The 18078-nt window shown below is 43.2% G+C and carries 16 protein-coding genes; 14 read left to right on the forward strand and 2 right to left on the reverse strand.

Annotated elements, in window-relative coordinates; all coding sequences use genetic code 11:
• The first annotated feature begins 136 nt into the window (after positions 1 to 136).
• The 12 genes from BUB11_RS21125 to BUB11_RS21180 all read left to right on the forward strand — a co-directional run bounded on the left by BUB11_RS21125 (position 137) and on the right by BUB11_RS21180 (position 13156).
• Entirely contained in the window at positions 137 to 664 is a 528-nt protein-coding gene (locus BUB11_RS21125) for a nitroreductase family protein (RefSeq protein WP_073032031.1), read from the forward strand.
• Positions 665 to 722: 58 nt separating this feature from the next.
• On the forward strand, positions 723 to 2624 hold the full coding sequence (locus tag BUB11_RS21130) for a sigma 54-interacting transcriptional regulator (protein WP_073032034.1): 1902 nt from the start codon (positions 723 to 725) through the stop codon (positions 2622 to 2624).
• 317 nt (positions 2625 to 2941) lie between these two features.
• Positions 2942 to 3226: a 4Fe-4S binding protein gene (locus tag BUB11_RS21135; RefSeq protein WP_073032036.1), complete on the forward strand. Its 285-nt coding sequence runs from the start codon at positions 2942 to 2944 to the stop codon at positions 3224 to 3226.
• A 12-nt stretch (positions 3227 to 3238) separates the two neighbouring features.
• Positions 3239 to 4384: a transketolase C-terminal domain-containing protein gene (locus tag BUB11_RS21140; protein WP_073032038.1), complete on the forward strand. Its 1146-nt coding sequence runs from the start codon at positions 3239 to 3241 to the stop codon at positions 4382 to 4384.
• Between the two features lie 13 nt (positions 4385 to 4397).
• Complete coding sequence (locus BUB11_RS21145) at positions 4398 to 5258, forward strand: thiamine pyrophosphate-dependent enzyme (RefSeq protein WP_073032040.1); 861 nt, start codon at positions 4398 to 4400, stop codon at positions 5256 to 5258.
• A 5-nt stretch (positions 5259 to 5263) separates the two neighbouring features.
• Positions 5264 to 5686 (forward strand): 2-oxoacid:acceptor oxidoreductase family protein, encoded by a 423-nt coding sequence (locus tag BUB11_RS21150; protein ID WP_073032042.1) that lies wholly within the window; start codon positions 5264 to 5266, stop codon positions 5684 to 5686.
• Positions 5687 to 5813: 127 nt separating this feature from the next.
• Positions 5814 to 6968, forward strand: a complete 1155-nt coding sequence (locus tag BUB11_RS21155; RefSeq protein WP_073032102.1) for an aconitase family protein — start codon at positions 5814 to 5816, stop codon at positions 6966 to 6968.
• A gap of 59 nt (positions 6969 to 7027) precedes the next feature.
• Complete coding sequence (locus BUB11_RS21160; protein ID WP_073032044.1) at positions 7028 to 8440, forward strand: FAD-binding oxidoreductase; 1413 nt, start codon at positions 7028 to 7030, stop codon at positions 8438 to 8440.
• Positions 8441 to 8444: 4 nt separating this feature from the next.
• Complete coding sequence (locus BUB11_RS21165) at positions 8445 to 9722, forward strand: (Fe-S)-binding protein (protein WP_073032046.1); 1278 nt, start codon at positions 8445 to 8447, stop codon at positions 9720 to 9722.
• 536 nt (positions 9723 to 10258) lie between these two features.
• Positions 10259 to 11293: a TRAP transporter substrate-binding protein gene (locus BUB11_RS21170; protein WP_084110443.1), complete on the forward strand. Its 1035-nt coding sequence runs from the start codon at positions 10259 to 10261 to the stop codon at positions 11291 to 11293.
• A 112-nt stretch (positions 11294 to 11405) separates the two neighbouring features.
• Positions 11406 to 11888 carry a TRAP transporter small permease gene (locus BUB11_RS21175; RefSeq protein WP_073032048.1) on the forward strand — a complete coding sequence of 161 codons (483 nt, stop codon included), beginning with the start codon at positions 11406 to 11408 and terminating at the stop codon, positions 11886 to 11888.
• On the forward strand, positions 11885 to 13156 hold the full coding sequence (locus BUB11_RS21180; protein WP_073032050.1) for a TRAP transporter large permease: 1272 nt from the start codon (positions 11885 to 11887) through the stop codon (positions 13154 to 13156). The genes BUB11_RS21175 and BUB11_RS21180 overlap by 4 nt, the downstream gene beginning before the upstream one ends.
• A gap of 225 nt (positions 13157 to 13381) precedes the next feature.
• Here BUB11_RS21180 and BUB11_RS21185 read toward each other — a convergent pair whose 3' ends face one another.
• Together BUB11_RS21185 and BUB11_RS21190 are read right to left on the reverse strand one after the other, a co-directional pair.
• Positions 13382 to 14083, reverse strand: a complete 702-nt coding sequence (locus tag BUB11_RS21185; protein ID WP_073032052.1) for a response regulator transcription factor — start codon at positions 14081 to 14083, stop codon at positions 13382 to 13384.
• A gap of 82 nt (positions 14084 to 14165) precedes the next feature.
• The gene (locus BUB11_RS21190) at positions 14166 to 15737 is read right to left on the reverse strand and encodes an ATP-binding protein (protein WP_073032054.1); all 1572 of its coding nucleotides are present in this window, start codon (positions 15735 to 15737) and stop codon (positions 14166 to 14168) included.
• Positions 15738 to 15936: 199 nt separating this feature from the next.
• Between BUB11_RS21190 and BUB11_RS21195 the strand changes: the two genes are divergently transcribed.
• Together BUB11_RS21195 and BUB11_RS21200 are read left to right on the forward strand one after the other, a co-directional pair.
• Positions 15937 to 16461, forward strand: coding sequence for a 4Fe-4S dicluster domain-containing protein (locus tag BUB11_RS21195; protein WP_242947634.1), 525 nt, complete (start codon positions 15937 to 15939; stop codon positions 16459 to 16461).
• A 39-nt stretch (positions 16462 to 16500) separates the two neighbouring features.
• Positions 16501 to 18045 carry an anaerobic carbon-monoxide dehydrogenase catalytic subunit gene (locus BUB11_RS21200; RefSeq protein ID WP_073032055.1) on the forward strand — a complete coding sequence of 515 codons (1545 nt, stop codon included), beginning with the start codon at positions 16501 to 16503 and terminating at the stop codon, positions 18043 to 18045.
• The last annotated feature ends 33 nt before the right edge of the window (positions 18046 to 18078 follow it).

Below are 18078 nucleotides of genomic sequence, written 5' to 3' on the forward strand. Positions count from 1 at the left end.
AGTGGATTCGGAAAATTTTTTCTCAGGGCTTGCAAAAATAATCGGGGGCGTTCAATATAATCTTAATGAGTATATTTAAGTTTACATAAAATTCGACAATTATTGTCTAGGTTCAAATTTGACAGGGGGTAGAATTATGTTGGATCTTCTCTATAAACGCCGCAGTATTCGGAAGTATGCATCTGAAAAGTTGGATGTTGATACAGTTCAATTGCTTTTGGGAGCTGCTTTATTGAGCCCCTCCTCGCGTGGGTTCCAACCGTGGCAATTTGTTGCTGTCGATGATCCAGAGGTATTAACTCAGTTAGCGTCATGTAAAAAAGGTGCAGGGTTTCTAAAGGATGCTGCCTTGGGCATTGTAATTTTGGCTGATCCTGAGAAAAGTGATGTATGGATAGAAGATGCATCCATTGCGGCAACGATTTTACATCTGACTTCAGCATCTTTAGGATTAGGATCTTGCTGGATTCAAATTAGGGAACGCCAGTTTTCGGAATCCGAAACGGCCGAACAGAACATACGAAGGATCTTGGGCATTCCAGAGAACCTTAAGGTTACTTCGATTATTTCTATCGGATACCCTGACGAATTCAAGTCGCCTCATGTAGAGGGGGATTTAGGGTTTGATAAGGTTCACTTGAATAAGTATGGGTCGAAATTCTAAGACATAGACGCCATGCTGGTTGATCAATGGCAAAACATGAAACCGGGGGGCGTAAGAAATGGCAGAAATCTTATTTATCGCACCATTACAAGAGCTGGCTAGTTTGGTTAAAGAAGTCAGTCGTCTGGAAAAGGCGCCGGAGATCGATATTAAAGTTGCCCGAATGGAAGAAGGGGTGAAACTTGCCTTAGAAGCCGAGAGACAGGGGTATCACGTAATTGTCAGCAGGGGAGTTACCGCTTGGATGATTAGAGAATCTAGAGCATCTCTCCCTGTCATCGATGTACTTATTGGTGGATTAGATATCCTGGAAGCTTATTTACAGGCTAAAAATCTCGGAAGCCCAATTGGGATTGTTGATGTTAATGATATGATTCAAGAGATAGCCAGTTTCGAAGAAATTGTCGGAGAGAGTTTCGTAAAGTATACCTTGGCAGATCAGAAAGAGGATATTCTTAAAGGGGTAGCTGCCCTGAAAGATGCTAATGTACAAGTTGTAATTGGTAAAGTGGCTATGGCAAATGCGGCTAAAAAATTAGGCATGCAGGCGGTGGTAATTAGGTCTGGCAGAGAAGCAGTCCGGCGTGCCCTAGCGGAAGCAAAGCGTGTCTTAGAAGTGCGTAAATTAGAAAAACGTCGTGTTGAACAATTAAAAGCTATTTTAGACTTCACCTATGACGGGGTCATTGCCTTGGATGAACAGGGGAGAATTAGCGTTTTTAATCCGGTTGCGGAGAAACTTACGGGATGGACTGCTGAAAAAGCCATTGGTCGTTTAGTTATTGACGTGCTGCAAAAATCCCGCTGTCAAAATGTCTTAAAGACGGGCAAGGCAGAGGTTGGGGAGATTATGGAGATAAATCGGGCTAAAGTTGTGGCTAATAATATCCCTATTAAAGTGGACGATAAAGTAGAGGGGGTTGTTACTACCTTTCAGTCCGTTGACCGGTTGCAAAGTCTAGAGCATAAAGTGCGGCGCACTCTGGCCGACAGGGGACATGTTGCAAAGCATAGTTTTAGTCATATCTTAGGGCAAAGTCAAGCGATTAAAGATGCTGTAAAATGGGCGCGGGAATATGCCCAAGTTGATTCTACAGTCCTATTGCATGGCAGGACCGGATCGGGAAAAGAACTTTTTGCTCAAGCAATTCACAATGCCAGCCCGCGACGGTGTGAGTCGTTCGTGGCCATAAACTGCGCAGCTTTGCCAGAAAACCTTTTAGAAAGTGAACTATTTGGTTATGTTGAGGGTGCTTTCACAGGGGCTCGCAAAGGTGGCAAGGCAGGAGTATTCGAGATCGCCCATGGCGGAACCTTATTTCTGGACGAGGTTGGGGAGATGGCACCCTCGTTGCAAGCACGCTTACTTCGGGTACTGGAAGAGGGCGAGGTCATGCGTTTGGGGGATAACAGCATTTTGCCAGTGAACGTTCGGCTAGTGGCAGCGACACACCGAGACCTTAAAGAAATGGTCGAAAAGGCAAGTTTTCGAGAAGATCTGTTTTATCGTTTGAATGTTTTGTCCTTAGTAGTGCCAGAGCTTGCTGAGCGTGGGAGTGATATTCTAATAATTGCCCGTCATTTCTTGGACGAATTTAGTCGAAAGATGAAACGGAGTACGGGTGGGCTTTCTGGAGAAGCTGAGCAGATCCTCTTAGACTATCCATGGCCTGGAAACATACGCGAATTGCGCAATGCCATGGAGCGTTTAGTCATGCTGACCGGGGAAAGGGAAATTTCCGAGGATGATACTGCTCGGGCGCTTGGCCTGGACCGAAAGCAGACTGTCATTATTCCTGAACGGGAAGAGAGGCTGCGCGGCGAAGTAGAGTTAGCAGAAATTCGTTCCATTCAAAAGGCCCTTAAGGAATGTGGCGGCAACAAAACTGAAACGGCCCGTCGTTTAGGAATTAGTCGGACTACTTTGTGGCGTAAGATGCAAGAAGCAGAGGATATGTAATAATTGATAATAGTCATAGGGAAACGTATCGAGAGAGCTCAGCTTACTTTGGTAAGATGCAAGAAAAAGATAAAGCGTCCAGTAATCGCAACGGTTTGTTTCAACTACTGGATGCTTTATGTTGCTTATGTGAAACAGTTAACCAGGCCTCATGGAAAAGCTTTAAAATATACAACTAGTTAAGAGGACATATATTGGCGCCATAGGCTTAATGACAGAATATTTTAGTATTAGAAGAGCTTCGGCTCTTTTTTTGTTTCTTTGTTGGCACAACAATTGCAATATTCTTCAAATACAAAACGAAAGGAGGAAAATCAGTGGTTAAAAATCTTCCGGTTGTTCCGACAGCGAAGGCAGGAAGCCTCGTCGAGACGCCAACAGGAATAACATGGCGTATTCAACATCCAGAAATTTTAGAGAACTGCAATATGTGCTTAGATTGCACCTTGTTTTGCCCAGATGGGGCTATAGTCCAACAAGCGGGTGAATTAGTTCTAAGCTTAAGGTTATGTAAAGGGTGCGGAATTTGTGCGAATGAATGTAAAGAGAATGCCATACAAATGATCCCTGAGTATTCTGGGGTTAAGGGCGTTTTCCGTTAAGGGGGGAAATGAATGAGTACAACGTTATTAACAGGCAGTGAGGCAGCAGCCTATGGGGCAAAGCTCGCCCGTATTGAAGTCTTGGCATATTACCCGATTACACCGGCTTTTCCAGCAATGGAGAGGATTAGTAAGTTTATTGATGAGGGTGATTTAAATACCCGATTTGTACGAGTTGAATCTGATCATAGTGCCTTAGCAGCGGCATTGGGTGCCAGTCTTGCAGGCAGTCGAACGTTTACTGTGACAAATTCTCAAGGATTGCTCTATATGACGGAAGTCGTATATCATACGGCTGGATTGCGTCAACCTGTGGTGATGGCAGTTGCCAATCGAGCTCTTTCCGCACCGCATAGCCGTTTCCCGGAACAAGGGGATGCGATTTCCCAAGGAGCCAGCGGTTGGATTCAGCTTTTTTGTGAGAATAATCAAGAAGTGCTGGATAATATGCTCCAGGCCTTTAAAATCGCCGAAACAGTTCGTTTGCCAGTGATGGTGAATTATGAAGGGTATATTCAATCTCATACCCTAGAAGAAGTTGAGGTTCCTGATCAGGAGAAACTAGATCAATTTTTACCTTTAACTCGAGTTCGAACCCTTGATGTTGAGAACCCACAGGCGGTCAATACTGTTGCCAGTCCTGAATTTTATATGGATTATAAGTTCCGCCAAAATGAGGCCATGGAGCAAGCCCTAACAGTCATCGACAGTGTTTCCACAGATTATGCTAATGAATTTGGCCGAGATTGGTCGGGGTTAATCGATAGTTATCAAATGGAAGATGCAGAGCATGCCTTTGTAGCAATGGGCTCAATGATCAGTGATGCCCGAATCGCAGTTGATGAACTGCGGAGTCAAGGTCAAAAAGTTGGGTTAGTCAAAATGCGGACATGGCGTCCTTTCCCAGCCGAAGCACTCCGACGAGCCCTGAAGAAGGTTCAACTGATTACTGTAGGTGATAAAAATATTGTCTATGGCCTCGGGGGAGCGTTAGGTACTGAAGTGAGATCAGCATTATACGGGCAAACCGTACGCATTAACAGTTATATTCTAGGGCTGGGTGGCCGAGATGTAACGACCGAAGAAATTAAGCAAGTACTCGAACTTTCAGAGAAAACTGAACAACAGGCAACCGCTTCCGAGTGGTTCGGGTTATAAGGAGGGATTAAACATGGCTCTATCCATCGCTGATTTGCCGAAAGAGGAGTTATTTGGTCAAGGACATGCGGGTTGTGGGGGCTGTGGTGCAGCCGTTGCTGGAAGGCAAGCAATGAAGGCTTTAGGCTCAAGGACGATTATAACAATTCCAGCATCGTGCATGGCAACCATGGGCGGCTCAAACCTAAAAACGACTTGGCAGATTCCCTTTTATCATACGTTATTTGAAATAGCCCCGGCAGTATCTTCCGGAATCAGGGCAGCCTTAGATGCCCAAGGGATCGAAGATGTCAACGTAGTTTCTTGGGCGGGGGATGCAGGTACAGCGGACATTGGGTTCCAAGCTCTGACGGGAGCGGCGGAACGTAATGAACACATGATGCACGTGTGTTATGACAACGAGATGTACATGAATACCGGGGGGCAAACGGGCAGTCAGACCCCTAAGTTCGCGATTACTAGTAACATGGCGAATGGCAAAAAGGTTAAGAAGAAGAATATGTTGGCGATTATGGAAGCCCATGAAATCGATTATGTAGCAAGTGCCTCGATAGCGTATCCGTTAGATCTCATCGCCAAATTTAAAAAAGCAGCCAAAAAACCTGGTTTTTCCTATATGCATATCTTGGCACCTTGTCATCGCGGTTGGCAAATTCCGGCGGAAAAAACCATCGAACTTGCCCGTTTAGCAGTGGAAAGTGGCTTGTTTGAACTTTACGAAGTAGATGAAGGTAAGCGAACTCGCACGGTTGAGCCCACCTTTATTCCGGTTGATAATTATCTGCTGCCTCAAGGTCGATTTAAGGATTTGACTCAAGAAGATATTCAAGATATTCAAGCTGGAGTAAACAGGCACTATGGAAGAGGGGAGTGAAAAAAATGACAGAGATTCGCTTTCATGGTCGCTTTGGTCAACCTGTTGGTAAATTAGTTCGAGTTCTTGGCAAATATGCGTTGGGTCAGGGGAAAAATGTACAAGTGTTTGACTCTTTTGCCGCATTTCGCCCGGGGGCGCCAATGTATTCAATTTTAAGAGTTTCTGAACAACCCATCCGAGTGAGATCCACTAACAATACGCGGCCTGATACGGTTGTCATCTTAGACAATAGTCTATTCAGTGTAACGGATGTTACAAAAGGATTGAAAAGTTCTGGAAAGGTCATGGCCTTGGGGGTTAGTGAAGAGGTTCTGGGTGATAAAGCTAATGGTTTCGGGTTTGTTCCTTTAGAGCCTATCTTCGGAGAGAGTGCAAATATAGAAGCTAATTTTATCAAATTACTTCAAAAACAAGATTTGTTCTAAAATAATTTTGAACTAGCAGTAGCATGTTTCAATAAGTTATTGTCAACAAATCTGACCTTCTCAATCGTCAATGAAGAAAATAGATTTTGATTCTAACTAATTCCGGAAAGCAGGTGTTAGGTTTTTGGTGGATTATTTCTATAAAAATCTAGCTCGCAGTGCGGGATTACTGGAAATCTCGCAGGGACAGGATATTGAGGTAGATATAAATTTAGTACTGGCTCACGATGGAACCGGACCTAAGTTGCTTAAACTATGGAATCCGGAAGAAAGAGTGTTTGATGGGCGGAGAGTAGTTTTTACTGTTGATCATGCTTTTCCTGCCCCGACCCCCCAAGACCGTGCTTTTCATAAAGAATTTGCGGTATTTTCAAAGGTCCAGGGTTGTACACTTTATAATAAAGGTGAAGGGGTTTTACACCAAGTTGTGGCTGAAAGGCTCTCTCTATGCCCAGGTATGATTATTGCCGGCGCGGACGGTCATGTTGCAACAGCGGGAGCTTTTGGAGCCATCGCTTTTGCATTAACACCGGAAGAGTTGATCCCTGTTATGACCACGGGGAAATTAAGACTAAAAGTACCCCATGTCCTGTCTGTTCAATTGGATGGTGAATTAGGCCCGGGAATTCTGCCTAGGGATGTGGCCTTATACCTTAGTTGGAAATTAGGTGACCAGATTAATGGTAAGGCAATAGCTTTATCAGGTGCATTGGTTAATGGATTAAGCGATGCTGGGTGTATGGCTATTTGTAATTTCCTTCCTGAAGCGGGGGCTGTGACAGCATTCATAGTTCCTCCAGGGGAAGAGGGACGACCTAATTTCACCCTTTATGCCCGTGAAATAGAGGCGATGATCGCCGTCCCTCCATCTCCCGCTGAGGTTAGGTTTGTCCATGAGCTTGAAGGTACTACAGTGACTGTAGCAATCGCTGGAGGGTGTTCATCCGGCCGGGTAGAAGATATGGAGGTTATCGCAGAAGTTTTAAGAGACCAATCAGTGCATCCTGAGGTTACCTTCATTATTACTCCAGCTTCGCGAGAAGTCGCCAAAGAGATGGATAACAAAGGATTAAGCACACTTCTAAGAGACCGTGGTGCACTTATCATGTCACCAGGTTGCGGTCCGTGCCCTGGTAAACATTTCGGAGTATTGGCTGAGGGGGATGTTGCAATTACTACGACGGTTAAGAATACGCCTGGCCGAATTGGATCGACTAAGGCCAGCATTTACTTAGCATCTCCTCGAACTGTAGCGCAAGCCGCTGTAAAAGGTGTAATCTAAATATTTTGGTAGCTGGTAAAATGTATGAATAGGTACTAGGGAGAAGGGAGGAAGAAAGTATGTTAGAAAAAAGTCAACTAGTTAACGATATGAAGAAGTTATTAGGCCCGGAAAAAGTGATTTCCAGTAAGCTCGAGCGGTATACCTATACTTATGACAGTTCTTTTTTATCACAGCTGAATGAATTTTACCCTGATGTTGTGGTCTGTCCAATGAACACTGAGGACGTTCAAATCATCATGCGCTATGCTTATCAACATAATATACCTGTTACGCCCAGAGGAGCAGGGTCCGGTCAAACCGGAGGGAGTGTAGCTGTGAAAGGCGGTATTGTACTCGACCTTTCAGGTTGGACGGATATTGTGGAAATCGATGAGAAAAATATGCAAGTTGTTGTGAGGCCAGGAATTGTGCACGCTGACCTTAATGTTGCACTTTCACCCTATGGGCTATTTTTCCCACCTGATCCAGGAAGCTCGAAAATGGCCACGATTGGCGGCATGGTTGGGAATAATGCCAGTGGGTTGAGAGCAGTCAAGTTTGGCAATACAGGCCAGTATGTGCTGGGGTTGGAAGTCGTCTTGCCAAATGGGGAAGTCATGAAGACCGGAGGATTACACTCCAGGGCCCTGAAAAGCGTTTCCGGGATAAACCTTACAAGCCTTTACGTTGGGTCAGAAGGCACCCTAGGGGTTATCACTCAGGTTAGACTGAAGGTTCTGCCAAAACCACCGGTTAGAGGGATCCTGCTTACGTTGTTTTCCAGTTTGGATGATGCAGCTGCAACCGTATTAGAAGTGTTTAAGAATGGGATTATTCCATCGGGTATTGAGATATTGGATGACTCTGGGATTAAAGCCGCTAATAAATTTCAACCGGATCTAAAGCTTCCTGAGGCTGAGGCAGCCCTGTTCTTTGAAATTAATGGGAGTAAAGCAGCCGTCGACTTTGAGGGACAGCAAGTCAAGGAGATTGCAGAAAAACGGGCAAGTTCGGTAGAATGGGCTACAGATGCCCAACGTATGGCGAAGCTTTGGCAAGGGCGAGCTGTCATCGGAGCCGCTTCCGCTCGTGTCAAAGAAGGGGCAACCAGAATTTTTTGTGGAGAAGATGTTTGCTTTCCGATGGCTAAGGTTCCTGAAGCGTTGCGGAGAATTAAGGAGATTGGGGCAAAACATAATACTCTTGTGGTCATTTATGGTCATATTGGCGACGGGAATATGCATACAGCGCCAATTATTGATCCCTTAAAACCAGAAGAGGTTCAAGCCGCCCACCGCGTGGCAGATGATATTCATCAACTTGCTTTGGAATTAGAAGGTTCAACGACGGGAGAACATGGGGTAGGTTTTACTAGATCCCAATTCATGGAAGAAGAACACGGTAAGGCCTTGGAGATCATGAGAATTATTAAAGACGCCATAGACCCTAAAGGAATTATGAATCCTGGTAAGATATGGGCTGAGAGGTAAGCGTATGAAAACAACATATCGAGTCGATTTTGCTGAGGAACTTAAGAAATGTGTTCGCTGTGGTGAGTGTCGAGCGAATTGCCCTATCTTTTCCGAGTCAAAAAGAGAGCCAGATTCACCCCGTGGAAGACTGTCCTTGGTAAAACTTCTCCAAGAAGGCAAGATCACACCCTCTGCAGAACTGTCTGAAAAACTTTATGGGTGCTTACTTTGCAAAACCTGTGCTGTCAATTGCCCGTCTGGGGTGATTACGGATGAAATTGTGATGGGAGTAAGAGATTACCTTGATGATGTTTTAGATAGAAACATTATCAAAAAGTTGGTGCTTAGGGGATTCTTAACTCGCCCAGCTCTGCTTCAAACATCTTTTTCACTCGTGAAACTTTATCAAAAGACGGGGTTAAATAATGTTTTGACAAGGTCAAAACTAATTGAGCATTTGCCAGAACAAATGAGTGCAGGTGCAAAAATATTGCCGGATGTCTCAAAAAAACTAGCTCGTGGACGGATACCGGAAGTTGTTAAGCCCTATGGAGAAAAGCGTTTTCGCGTAGCTTATTTTTTAGGGTGTGCGACGAATTTAATTTATCCAGATGTTGTGGTGAGTGGGGTGGACGTCCTAGCCAGGCATGGTTGTGAAGTGATAACTCCGGCTGTAAAGTGTTGCGGTATGCCGCATTTAGCCTATGGGGACACGGATACAGCGGTACAACTGGCCAAAAAAAATCTGAAGATTTTGCTGTCAGCACAAGTGGACGCAGTTGTGACTGATTGTTCGTCGTGCTCGGCTACTTTAGCGGAAAGCTATTCAAAGCTTTTTGAGCCGGGTACAGACGAATACAACCAGGCAAAAGAATTAAGTAACAAGGTCTATGATCTCAGTAAGTTTTTAGTGGAAAAAACGGGTGTTCAGCCAGGTCCTAATCCAGTTAATGTCGCGGTAACCTACCACGATCCGTGTCATTTGAAACGGGGGCAAAATGTCTTTAAGCAACCACGCGAACTATTAAAAGCTATTCCTGGTGTGGAGTTTAAAGAGATGAAGGAAGCGGATCGTTGCTGTGGTTCGGCGGGCAGCTTTAGTATTATGCATCATGATCTGTCCATGAAAGTTCTTGAACGGAAGATTAGTAACATCGCAACTGCCAAAGCTACTGTGGTTGCTACCAGTTGCCCAACCTGTACAATGCAGTTAAGTTACGGGTTAAAAACACACGGTATGGTTGCACAGGTAGTACATCCAGTTCAGTTATTGGCTAAAACGTATCAGACGAAAACCTAACTTTAAAATCATATGTCATATTAAATATTCAAAACAATGAAAACAATGAAAATAAATAGGAGTAAAAGGTCAAAAGGCGAATCACTTATTCATTGGAGAAGTCCACTCTGATAAGAGAACGTGGGACTTACTTATAGGAGTATCATTGGCAGTAGAATCAAGTTACCAAAAGTTTGCAAAAACTGTTTCAAATAAGAAACGGTTTTTGCAAAATAAGCAGTACAATGTTTCAATAATAAGACGATTCCTACAACGATATATTCTGATAATCCATATATTTGAAATGTTTAAATAGAGACACAAGCAGGGGACTGTGATAAGAGAACATTGGGTTTAAAGCGAAGGAGCTTAAGAAAAAAATGATAAAAATTGGCATAAAAATTGCAATATTCAAAATCCAATGCAATTTTTTTGAGAGAAAAAAATTGAACATTCTCTCAAAATTATCTATTTAGAGTAATGTAACAATTTTTCTGGGAGGTGAAGGTGGTTAGGAACGGGTGGGGAATTTCTAAAATGAGAGGGGATTTATATTGATGAAGAAAAATCGCTTTATTAATCTAGCACTTGTGTCGGTAATTGCTTTTGCACTCATTGGGTGTGGATCGACTGCTGCAACTAAGCCTGCGGACACAGCAGGAAGTGATTCTGCTAAGAAACCAAGTGTTACTGTAAAGCTATCCTCGACATCCAGTAAGGGTGGAGCAATGTATGAAGGGGCGATGAAGTTCAAGGAACTTGTTGAAGAGCGCTCTAAAGGAGATATAGCGGTTCAAGTGTTTCCTGATGGTCAATTAGCGAAAGACCTAGCTGCAATTGATGCCCATAAAACTGGAGCAATCCATTTGTCTCTTCCTTCAACAGCTATGGCTCAAATAGATCCGAAATTTGGAGTTTTTGATATCCCGTTCTTATTTAAAGATGCTGCTGCAGTCACTAAATTCGCACACGGAGAAATGTGGACGAAAGAGTTTCAACCTTTATTTGAGCAGTACGGTATGTATGGCTTAGGCTTCTGGGAAAATGGTTTCCGTCACATTACCAATAATAAACGTCCGATTAACGTTCCTGAAGATTTAAAAGGAATTAAAATACGGGTACCAGAAAGTAAACTGCGAGTAGCAATGTTTAAGGAATTTGGGGCTAATCCATCGACTTCAGATTTCAGTGAGGTATTTACAGCGTTACAGCAGGGAGTCTTTGATGGTCAGGAAAATCCATTCGTGCAAATTGAAGCTGGTCGTTTCGCTGAAATTCAAAAATATCTTTCCCTTACAAATCATACCTATACACCTGCCTACTTAGTCGCCAGTAAGGTATGGTTCGACAAATTAAAGCCTGAGCAACAAGAGATCTTAAAAAAAGCTGCTGTTGATGCAGGTGACTTTACTCGTGAATATGGAGCGAAAGTAGAAGGCGAGCTCCTAGCCAAATTTAAGGCAGCAGGAATGACCGTTAACACAGCTGATGTAGCAGCCTTCCAGGACAAAACAGGGCCGGTCATTGATCTGCTCAAAGAATCTATTGATCCTGCGTTTGTGGATAAAGTAGTGAAAACAGCCAAGGAGTAATTAAAGAATCGATCGCAAGTTTAAAAAGCTCATGTCCCTTATTCTCATATTTATGGCTTCGAATATGGGGGCATGAGTTCTTAATTAATAAAGCTAAAGGAGGCAGAATCAAATGCAGTTCCTAAGTCGAATTGATCGAATTATACAAGCCGGGTTAAAATGGACCCTTATCATACTTATGATTGCGATTACGTTGAGTGTGGCTTGGGGAGTATTCACTCGTTTTATATTACAAAATGCTGCAACGTGGACAGGGGAATTTTCAGGCTTTTCTCTAGTTTGGATTACCTTTCTTGGTTCTGCCTATGCAGTATATCAAAAAACTCATATTCGTTTTGAATCGCTATTTGATATGCTTCCTAAATCGATAGGATTAGTTATTCAAACGATCTTCAATCTTAGTATGCTTGCCTTCTTTGCAATTGTTATGATCCTTGGCTTTAACTTGTCAATTGGTGCAATGTCTGCTGAGACCGTATCTCTTCCAATCACTAAAGGTATCGCTTATTTAGTCCTTCCTATAGGTAGTGCAATTATGGTGATTGGTTTTTTCTCAGACACGGTAAATTCGTTTAAAAGAGGTGATAGCAAATGATTGCAACTATACTAATTGGTGGGATTATGGGGTTAGTCCTTTTAGGACTGCCGATAGGTTTTGCTTTAGCGATTGTTGGAGTAGGGCTATTTATCTTGACAGGCGCTCCTTTGGATATGTTGCCGATTATTTTGTTTGATGGTTCTAATAACTTCCCCCTACTCGCCATTCCGTTATTTATGGTTGTTGGGGAGTTAATGGGCGCTGTGAATTTATCCCAAAGACTCGTGAATTTCGCGGGTAGTCTTGTTGGTTTTGCTCGCGGAGGATTAGCTCAAGTAACCGTTGTGACCTCGATGATTTTCGCCGAAATTTCCGGTTCCGCTGTGGCTGGTGCGGCTGCTTTAGGCGGGATTTTGATCCCGGAAATGGAGAAAAAGGGGTACACGAAGGGGTTTGCGGCAGCCTTAGTGTCTGTGGCTGCAACAATGGCCATTATTTTACCTCCTAGCATTCCCATGATTCTGTACGGAGTTATGGCTGGAGTCAGTGTATCGGATTTGTTTATTGCAGGTATTTTCCCAGGATTGATTGTTGGATTTGTATTAACAGTCGTCAATCACTTCTTTGCTAAGAAAAACAATTGGGAAGCTGCTTCTACCTTTTCTTTTCCGGCTGTAGGAAAGACCTTTAAAGAAGCCTTTTGGGCACTAACGATACCCTTTATTATTCTCGGCGGAATCTGGGGCGGGATATTTACCCCTACCGAAGCTGCCGCTGTAGCATCGGTTGCCGCGTTTTTAATAGGGATGTTCATTTACAAGGAATTAAAGTTTAAAGATCTGCCTGACCTTTTAATAAGAGCAGCTAATCAGACAGCTGTTGTCATGATTATTATCGCCGCTTCAGCTGTTATCGGCTGGTTTTTAACGAGTGAGCAAATCCCTCAGGGTTTGGCTGCTTGGGTGACAACCATAACTTCTAATCCTATTGCCGTTTTAGCGATTCTAAATGTCTTCTTTTTGATTGTTGGGATGTTCATGCATTCTGCAGCGGCGATCATTATGCTTATCCCAATTTTGATGCCTTTAATTCGTGAATTGGGGATTGATCCGATTCACTTCGGGATCATCATCACCATTAACCTGGGGATTGGTCAGCAAACTCCACCGGTTGCCTCTGTTTTACTGACAGCTTGTTCAGTCGGAAATGTTCCATTGGTTCAAACCTTCCCTTATCTCAAAGTTTACTTAGCAGTCATGCTGGGAATTTTAGCATTGATAACCTATGTTCCGATAATTAGTACTTATTTACCTTCGGTGATGTAGAGGTGAGAATAAGGTGAATAACGATAAAGAAAACTTGGTTGGCGCCCAAAGGCACTGTCTTCGTACGTGTTAACTTAGCGGAGAAGCCATAAGCGCAGTCGGCAACTTTAGTTGCCCTTATGCGCTGGCCATGGTCAACAGCAAAACTAAAGCAACCAGTGGGCATTGTTCAAATACCAAACGACTGGTTGCTTCGCTTATAAGGTAACCGATATTGGGCCATAATCACCAAGGATTAACACTATACAGTTTAGTCGGACGTCCGAGAGTACCATATTCCAATTCAACTTGAACCTTCCCAGTTTCTAATAGGTATTCTAAATAACGCCAAACGGTAATTTTAGACATGGTCAGTTCTGAGGCAATGGACTGACAGGAAAGGGATTTTTCTTGTTTATTAAGAAAGCCTAGGATTTGTTCAAGAGTTAATTGATGAACCCCTTTAGGAAGGGGCGTAGATTTAGCCATTGGTACGATTTCGCGAGTAACTTCAACCGGGGTATTAAGCTTATCAAGCTCATGTTGGCTTAAGTCTGAGTTTTTTGACATCATGTTACGAAGCCTCAAATAACTTTGGAGAGCTTGTTGGAGACGCTCCATATCAAAAGGTTTAATCAAATAGTCGACAGCGCCGTAGCGTAAGGCTTCATGGATTGTTGAACTATCTTTAGCGGCTGTCACTAAAATAATATCTGTAGATATTTTTCTTTGCCGGATTCGTTTCAGAATGTTCAGGCCGTTACCGTGAGTTAAAAAGATATCCAATAAAACTAAATCTGGCTTGGTTTCCTTTATTAGCTGTAAAGAATCATTTTCATTATTGCTTATCCCAACCACTATAAAAGGAGGCATTTTTTCGGTAAACCGTTTATTAATGCTTGCTACCATGGGATCATCTTCAACTATAAACACTCGAATTGGGTCCAAGTGAAAACAACTCCTTTCGTGATAATTTCAGCGGTAGATAAAGCTTAGATCGAATGCCAACGCTTGCAATGGAGCAGAAATCTTAGGGAAGTTCATAAGGAATAACGATTCGGAAAACAGTCCCGTTTTCGTCAGTGCAAAAGGTAATTGTTCCACCAGCGACATCGATACGGTTCTTGCAGTTCGGAAGACCAAAGCCTTGACCGTGTTCTTTAGAGGTGAATCCAGCCTCAAATACTCGATGGCGGTATTCTATAGGAATTCCGGTGCCGCTATCTTCTATTAGTATACAAATATCATGAGGGCTTTGTTTTATCAGCACACGAACTAGACGTTTTTCCTGGCCAGCAACTGTATCAAAAGCATTCTCAATCAAATTCCCTAAAACAACAATCATAGCATGTTCATCGAAATACTTAGGAAGGGTAACGAGTTGGCTTTCGCGGTCGATTTCCAGATTGATTTGTTTCTCTTGAGCTTCGCTGGCTTTACCAGTTAATAGTCCGACGACGGCACTGCTCTGAATACTGTCAATCAGAAAACTGACTAATGAGTGTTCTTTCAAGGTGATCGATGAAATATAACTTTTTGCTTCATCATAAGCTTCGAGTTGAATTAAGCCAGAAATAACATGGAGTTTGTTCAAAAATTCATGAGTACGTGCACGTAAGGCGCCGACGATATTCTTCACCCCAGTAAGCTCTTCGGCAATACGGTTGACCTCAGTTAAAGGACGGAAAGTAGCAATTGCTCCCATTATTTTATTATTAATAACAAGGGGGTGACGATTCGTTAGGACGATATTTCCATTAATCAATAACTGCTCGTCTTCTAAGGGTTGTTGAGTACTCATAACAAGCGTCAGTTGAGAGTCTGGAATTAGTTTAGAAATGTGACATCCAATAAATACCGTGCCCGGCGGGAAAAGGTTTTGAGCTACTTGGTTGACCACTGTAACCTCGGAATTTTGGTCAATCGCAATAATCCCTTCTTTAACGGATTGAAGCATGCAGTCCCGCTCCTTAAGCAAGGTTGCAATTTCTAAAGGTTCCATTCCGAAAATTAAGTTTTTAATGTTATTGGCCAATAAAATCGAAAAGAGCACAATTAGTAAAAGGCCAAGCGGAATGACAAGATAGAATATTTTGTAAATTTTCGCTAGAGTTAGGGAAATTCCAGGTTCAAAATAGCCAACAGCAACTGCGCCAATTTGTTGAGAACCGTTAAAGATTGGCGCAAAGGCCCTTATCGAGGGGCCGGATATTCCTACTGCTTTAGAGGTATAAGATTGACCGTGCAAAGCAGGGCCCTCGTCCCCTCCTGTGAAAGGCAAGCCAATTAAGGCCTCATTCGGATGACTATGTCGTTTACCTTCTTTATCAAGAAAGACAACAAACGTCGCGTGTGTATAATTTCGAATCTCCTCTGCGATTATCTGGAGGTCATTGACTGGATTTTCCGAATAATATCCTGCGATGACGTCCTGACGTTGGGAAGCGAGTGTGGCAATATCCATAGCTTGATTGGCAATCTGCTCCTCAAAGCTATCGATAAAACTGAAATGTAAGATACTTATTGCTAGGATAAGGGGTATTAAACTACTAATTGCAGTGGTAATAAAAACTCGAACACGCAAAGGAAGTGGTTTTCCCATAATACCCTCCGGCTGTAAATGGAGTGCTAGTAGACAGCTACTCTTGAATACTAACAGATTTTTTAATTAATTCCTAGATGGATTTCGGAAAATTTATTCAATTTACGTAATTTTCAAAAAACAAATGAAAACAATGAAAAAATATAGGATGCCGGGAGATGGAGAGCGAATCATAATTTTTCGAAAGGGGGATCGCAAGATGGTTATGGATAATCCCGCGCGTAAGCGCATTTTCGTGGATCAGAGTCGTTGTTTAGGATGTAAAACCTGCGAATTAAGATGTGCGGTCGAACGCAGCTCTATAAGCAAATCCTTGCCAGAGGCTGTTCAGGAACAAATCTTGCCAAGGCCAAGAGTCTATGTAGAATGGGATGGGGAGAATTCTTCACCGATTCAGTGCAGGCATTGTGAAGATGCCCCATGCTTGGAAATATGCTCAACCGGGGCAATGCAACGAGATGAGAAGAGTGGCTGTGTTTTTGTCAATGGCAACAAATGTATCTCTTGTTGGATGTGTGTTATGGTTTGTCCTTATGGAGTGATTGCGCCTGCCCACGAGAAACACTCTGCGGATAAATGTGACCAATGTTTCCAAATGTCGCAACCCTATTGCGTGGCGGCCTGCCCAACGGGTGCCTTACAGGAAATCTCTCTTGAGGACTATTTACTTCAGTTAAAGCAAAAAAGGGAGTCTGGGCTTGCCTGGGTTGATAAAGATGTATAAAAATAGTTTCTAAGTTGAATTAAGGAGGGATTTTGATTCATGCGTCAAGTTCGAAGAAAAACAATGGATACTGCTGCTAGAGACTATTTGTTTAAGGCTAAAAACGAGGGGCTTCAACTTTCTTGGAATAAATACGAGGGTATGTTACCTCAAGACGGGTTTAGCCAAATTGGACTGAGCTGTTACGAGTGTTTGCAGGGGCCGTGCCGCTTAAACCCCTTTCGCCCTGAGGAAAATAGCACGGTTTGCGGTTTAGGGAACGATGAGCTGGTCTTACTTTGGTTAACTAGGCAAGCCGGAGAAAATCGCGAATTGGTTGCTGCAGGTTCACAAATGCTAGCGGAGCTTAAGAGTAAAGTTTCAGTTGGCGAAGTGGCCCTGGATTTACTCCAATTAAAAGCAACAAAATGGTCTGTCAATGGGACGGATTTGGGTGACTTGGTGATGGGGTTGAGCCTCAAGTTTGCAGAGTTAACATATCATCGAGCACAGTCTAAAACGTGTAATATAAATGATTTAATGACCTTAGGAACCCAACAAATCAATTTAGCAGGCTTTAACGCTGATCTGGCAGAGGTACTATACGGCAAGTACAGCAGTCAGTCCCGCTTGGTTGGGTTAGGTGTAATTAAAGAAAAAGCCGTCAACATTTGCTTAGATGGTGTGAGCCCTCTGATGCTAGCCAAAGCGTTTGAGTTACGCAATGAACTTGAGGGGGAAGCGATCCAACTAGGTGCGAGTGATGGTTTGAACATTGTATTAGCTGGGGATTTCTCCTCGAACTTTGGCTTTAATACCTCCTGCAATCAGGGGACGGTCGAATTTGCTGTTTTAACAGGACTCGTAGATTTATATCTTATTGGAGATGGGCTTGGTAAAGGAAGGATCCCTGCCGCTAGTTATCATACCGTCGTCGCTTCAGCAGTTTCCACCAAAGAGGCACTTAAGGAAGTCTTTATGCAAGGCATTGCCGCTTATAGTCAACGTAATCTGAAGAAAGTAAAGGTTTCTAATCAAGTCGAAAAGGCTGAAGGGGTATCTGACATTAATCCATTAGGGATTAAGTCGCTCCTTGGCCAAGGTTTGATCAAGGGAATTTGTGTGATTGGCGGAGGTTCAAACCTTAAGCTCACGGAAGATCTAGGTAATTTGGATCTGGCCAGAAAGCTGAGCTTTCAGAAGGTTTTATGCCTAACCTATGGAAATTCGGCGGTAACTCTTGCTAAGTACGGTTGTTTGAATTCGGAAAGACTGGAAAACAAAGTCCTGGCAGACGAATTGGAAGGCGAAGCTACGCCACTGATTTGCAGTGTGGGCGGGGAAGGGGATGCAGCTAAGCTAATTGAAGTACTTGGGGCTGTTGGAGTAGAAAAAGTTGTAGCAGTTTTCCCGGAGTTAACCAGTGCCAGAGATTTGCAGATGGCTTTAGCTCTAGCCCAGACAGGGGCTAAGGTATTTACCGGCGTGCAATTACCTGTTGCAGGCAGTGTTAAGATTTCAGAAGAGATTGGTAAAGTCATCGAGTACAGTGAACCTAAAGATTTAGCTGATACTGTGGCGAAATGTTTTGGAATTCAAGAGTAGCTTGCGCAAGGCTCAAGCTGAAAGGAGGGATAA

This window comes from Desulfosporosinus lacus DSM 15449, assembly GCF_900129935.1.
In the GTDB taxonomy this organism is placed as follows: domain Bacteria; phylum Bacillota; class Desulfitobacteriia; order Desulfitobacteriales; family Desulfitobacteriaceae; genus Desulfosporosinus; species Desulfosporosinus lacus.

Coding starts and splice junctions, on each gene's coding strand:
- BUB11_RS21125 (WP_073032031.1), top strand. CDS start 137: ATGTTGGATCTTCTCTATAAACGCCGCAGTATTCGGAAGTATGCATCT.
- BUB11_RS21130 (WP_073032034.1), top strand. CDS start 723: ATGGCAGAAATCTTATTTATCGCACCATTACAAGAGCTGGCTAGTTTG.
- BUB11_RS21140 (WP_073032038.1), top strand. CDS start 3,239: ATGAGTACAACGTTATTAACAGGCAGTGAGGCAGCAGCCTATGGGGCA.
- BUB11_RS21145 (WP_073032040.1), top strand. CDS start 4,398: ATGGCTCTATCCATCGCTGATTTGCCGAAAGAGGAGTTATTTGGTCAA.
- BUB11_RS21150 (WP_073032042.1), top strand. CDS start 5,264: ATGACAGAGATTCGCTTTCATGGTCGCTTTGGTCAACCTGTTGGTAAA.
- BUB11_RS21160 (WP_073032044.1), top strand. CDS start 7,028: ATGTTAGAAAAAAGTCAACTAGTTAACGATATGAAGAAGTTATTAGGC.
- BUB11_RS21165 (WP_073032046.1), top strand. CDS start 8,445: ATGAAAACAACATATCGAGTCGATTTTGCTGAGGAACTTAAGAAATGT.
- BUB11_RS21170 (WP_084110443.1), top strand. CDS start 10,259: ATGAAGAAAAATCGCTTTATTAATCTAGCACTTGTGTCGGTAATTGCT.
- BUB11_RS21175 (WP_073032048.1), top strand. CDS start 11,406: ATGCAGTTCCTAAGTCGAATTGATCGAATTATACAAGCCGGGTTAAAA.
- BUB11_RS21180 (WP_073032050.1), top strand. CDS start 11,885: ATGATTGCAACTATACTAATTGGTGGGATTATGGGGTTAGTCCTTTTA.
- BUB11_RS21190 (WP_073032054.1), bottom strand. CDS start 15,737: ATGGGAAAACCACTTCCTTTGCGTGTTCGAGTTTTTATTACCACTGCA.
- BUB11_RS21195 (WP_242947634.1), top strand. CDS start 15,937: ATGGTTATGGATAATCCCGCGCGTAAGCGCATTTTCGTGGATCAGAGT.
- BUB11_RS21200 (WP_073032055.1), top strand. CDS start 16,501: ATGCGTCAAGTTCGAAGAAAAACAATGGATACTGCTGCTAGAGACTAT.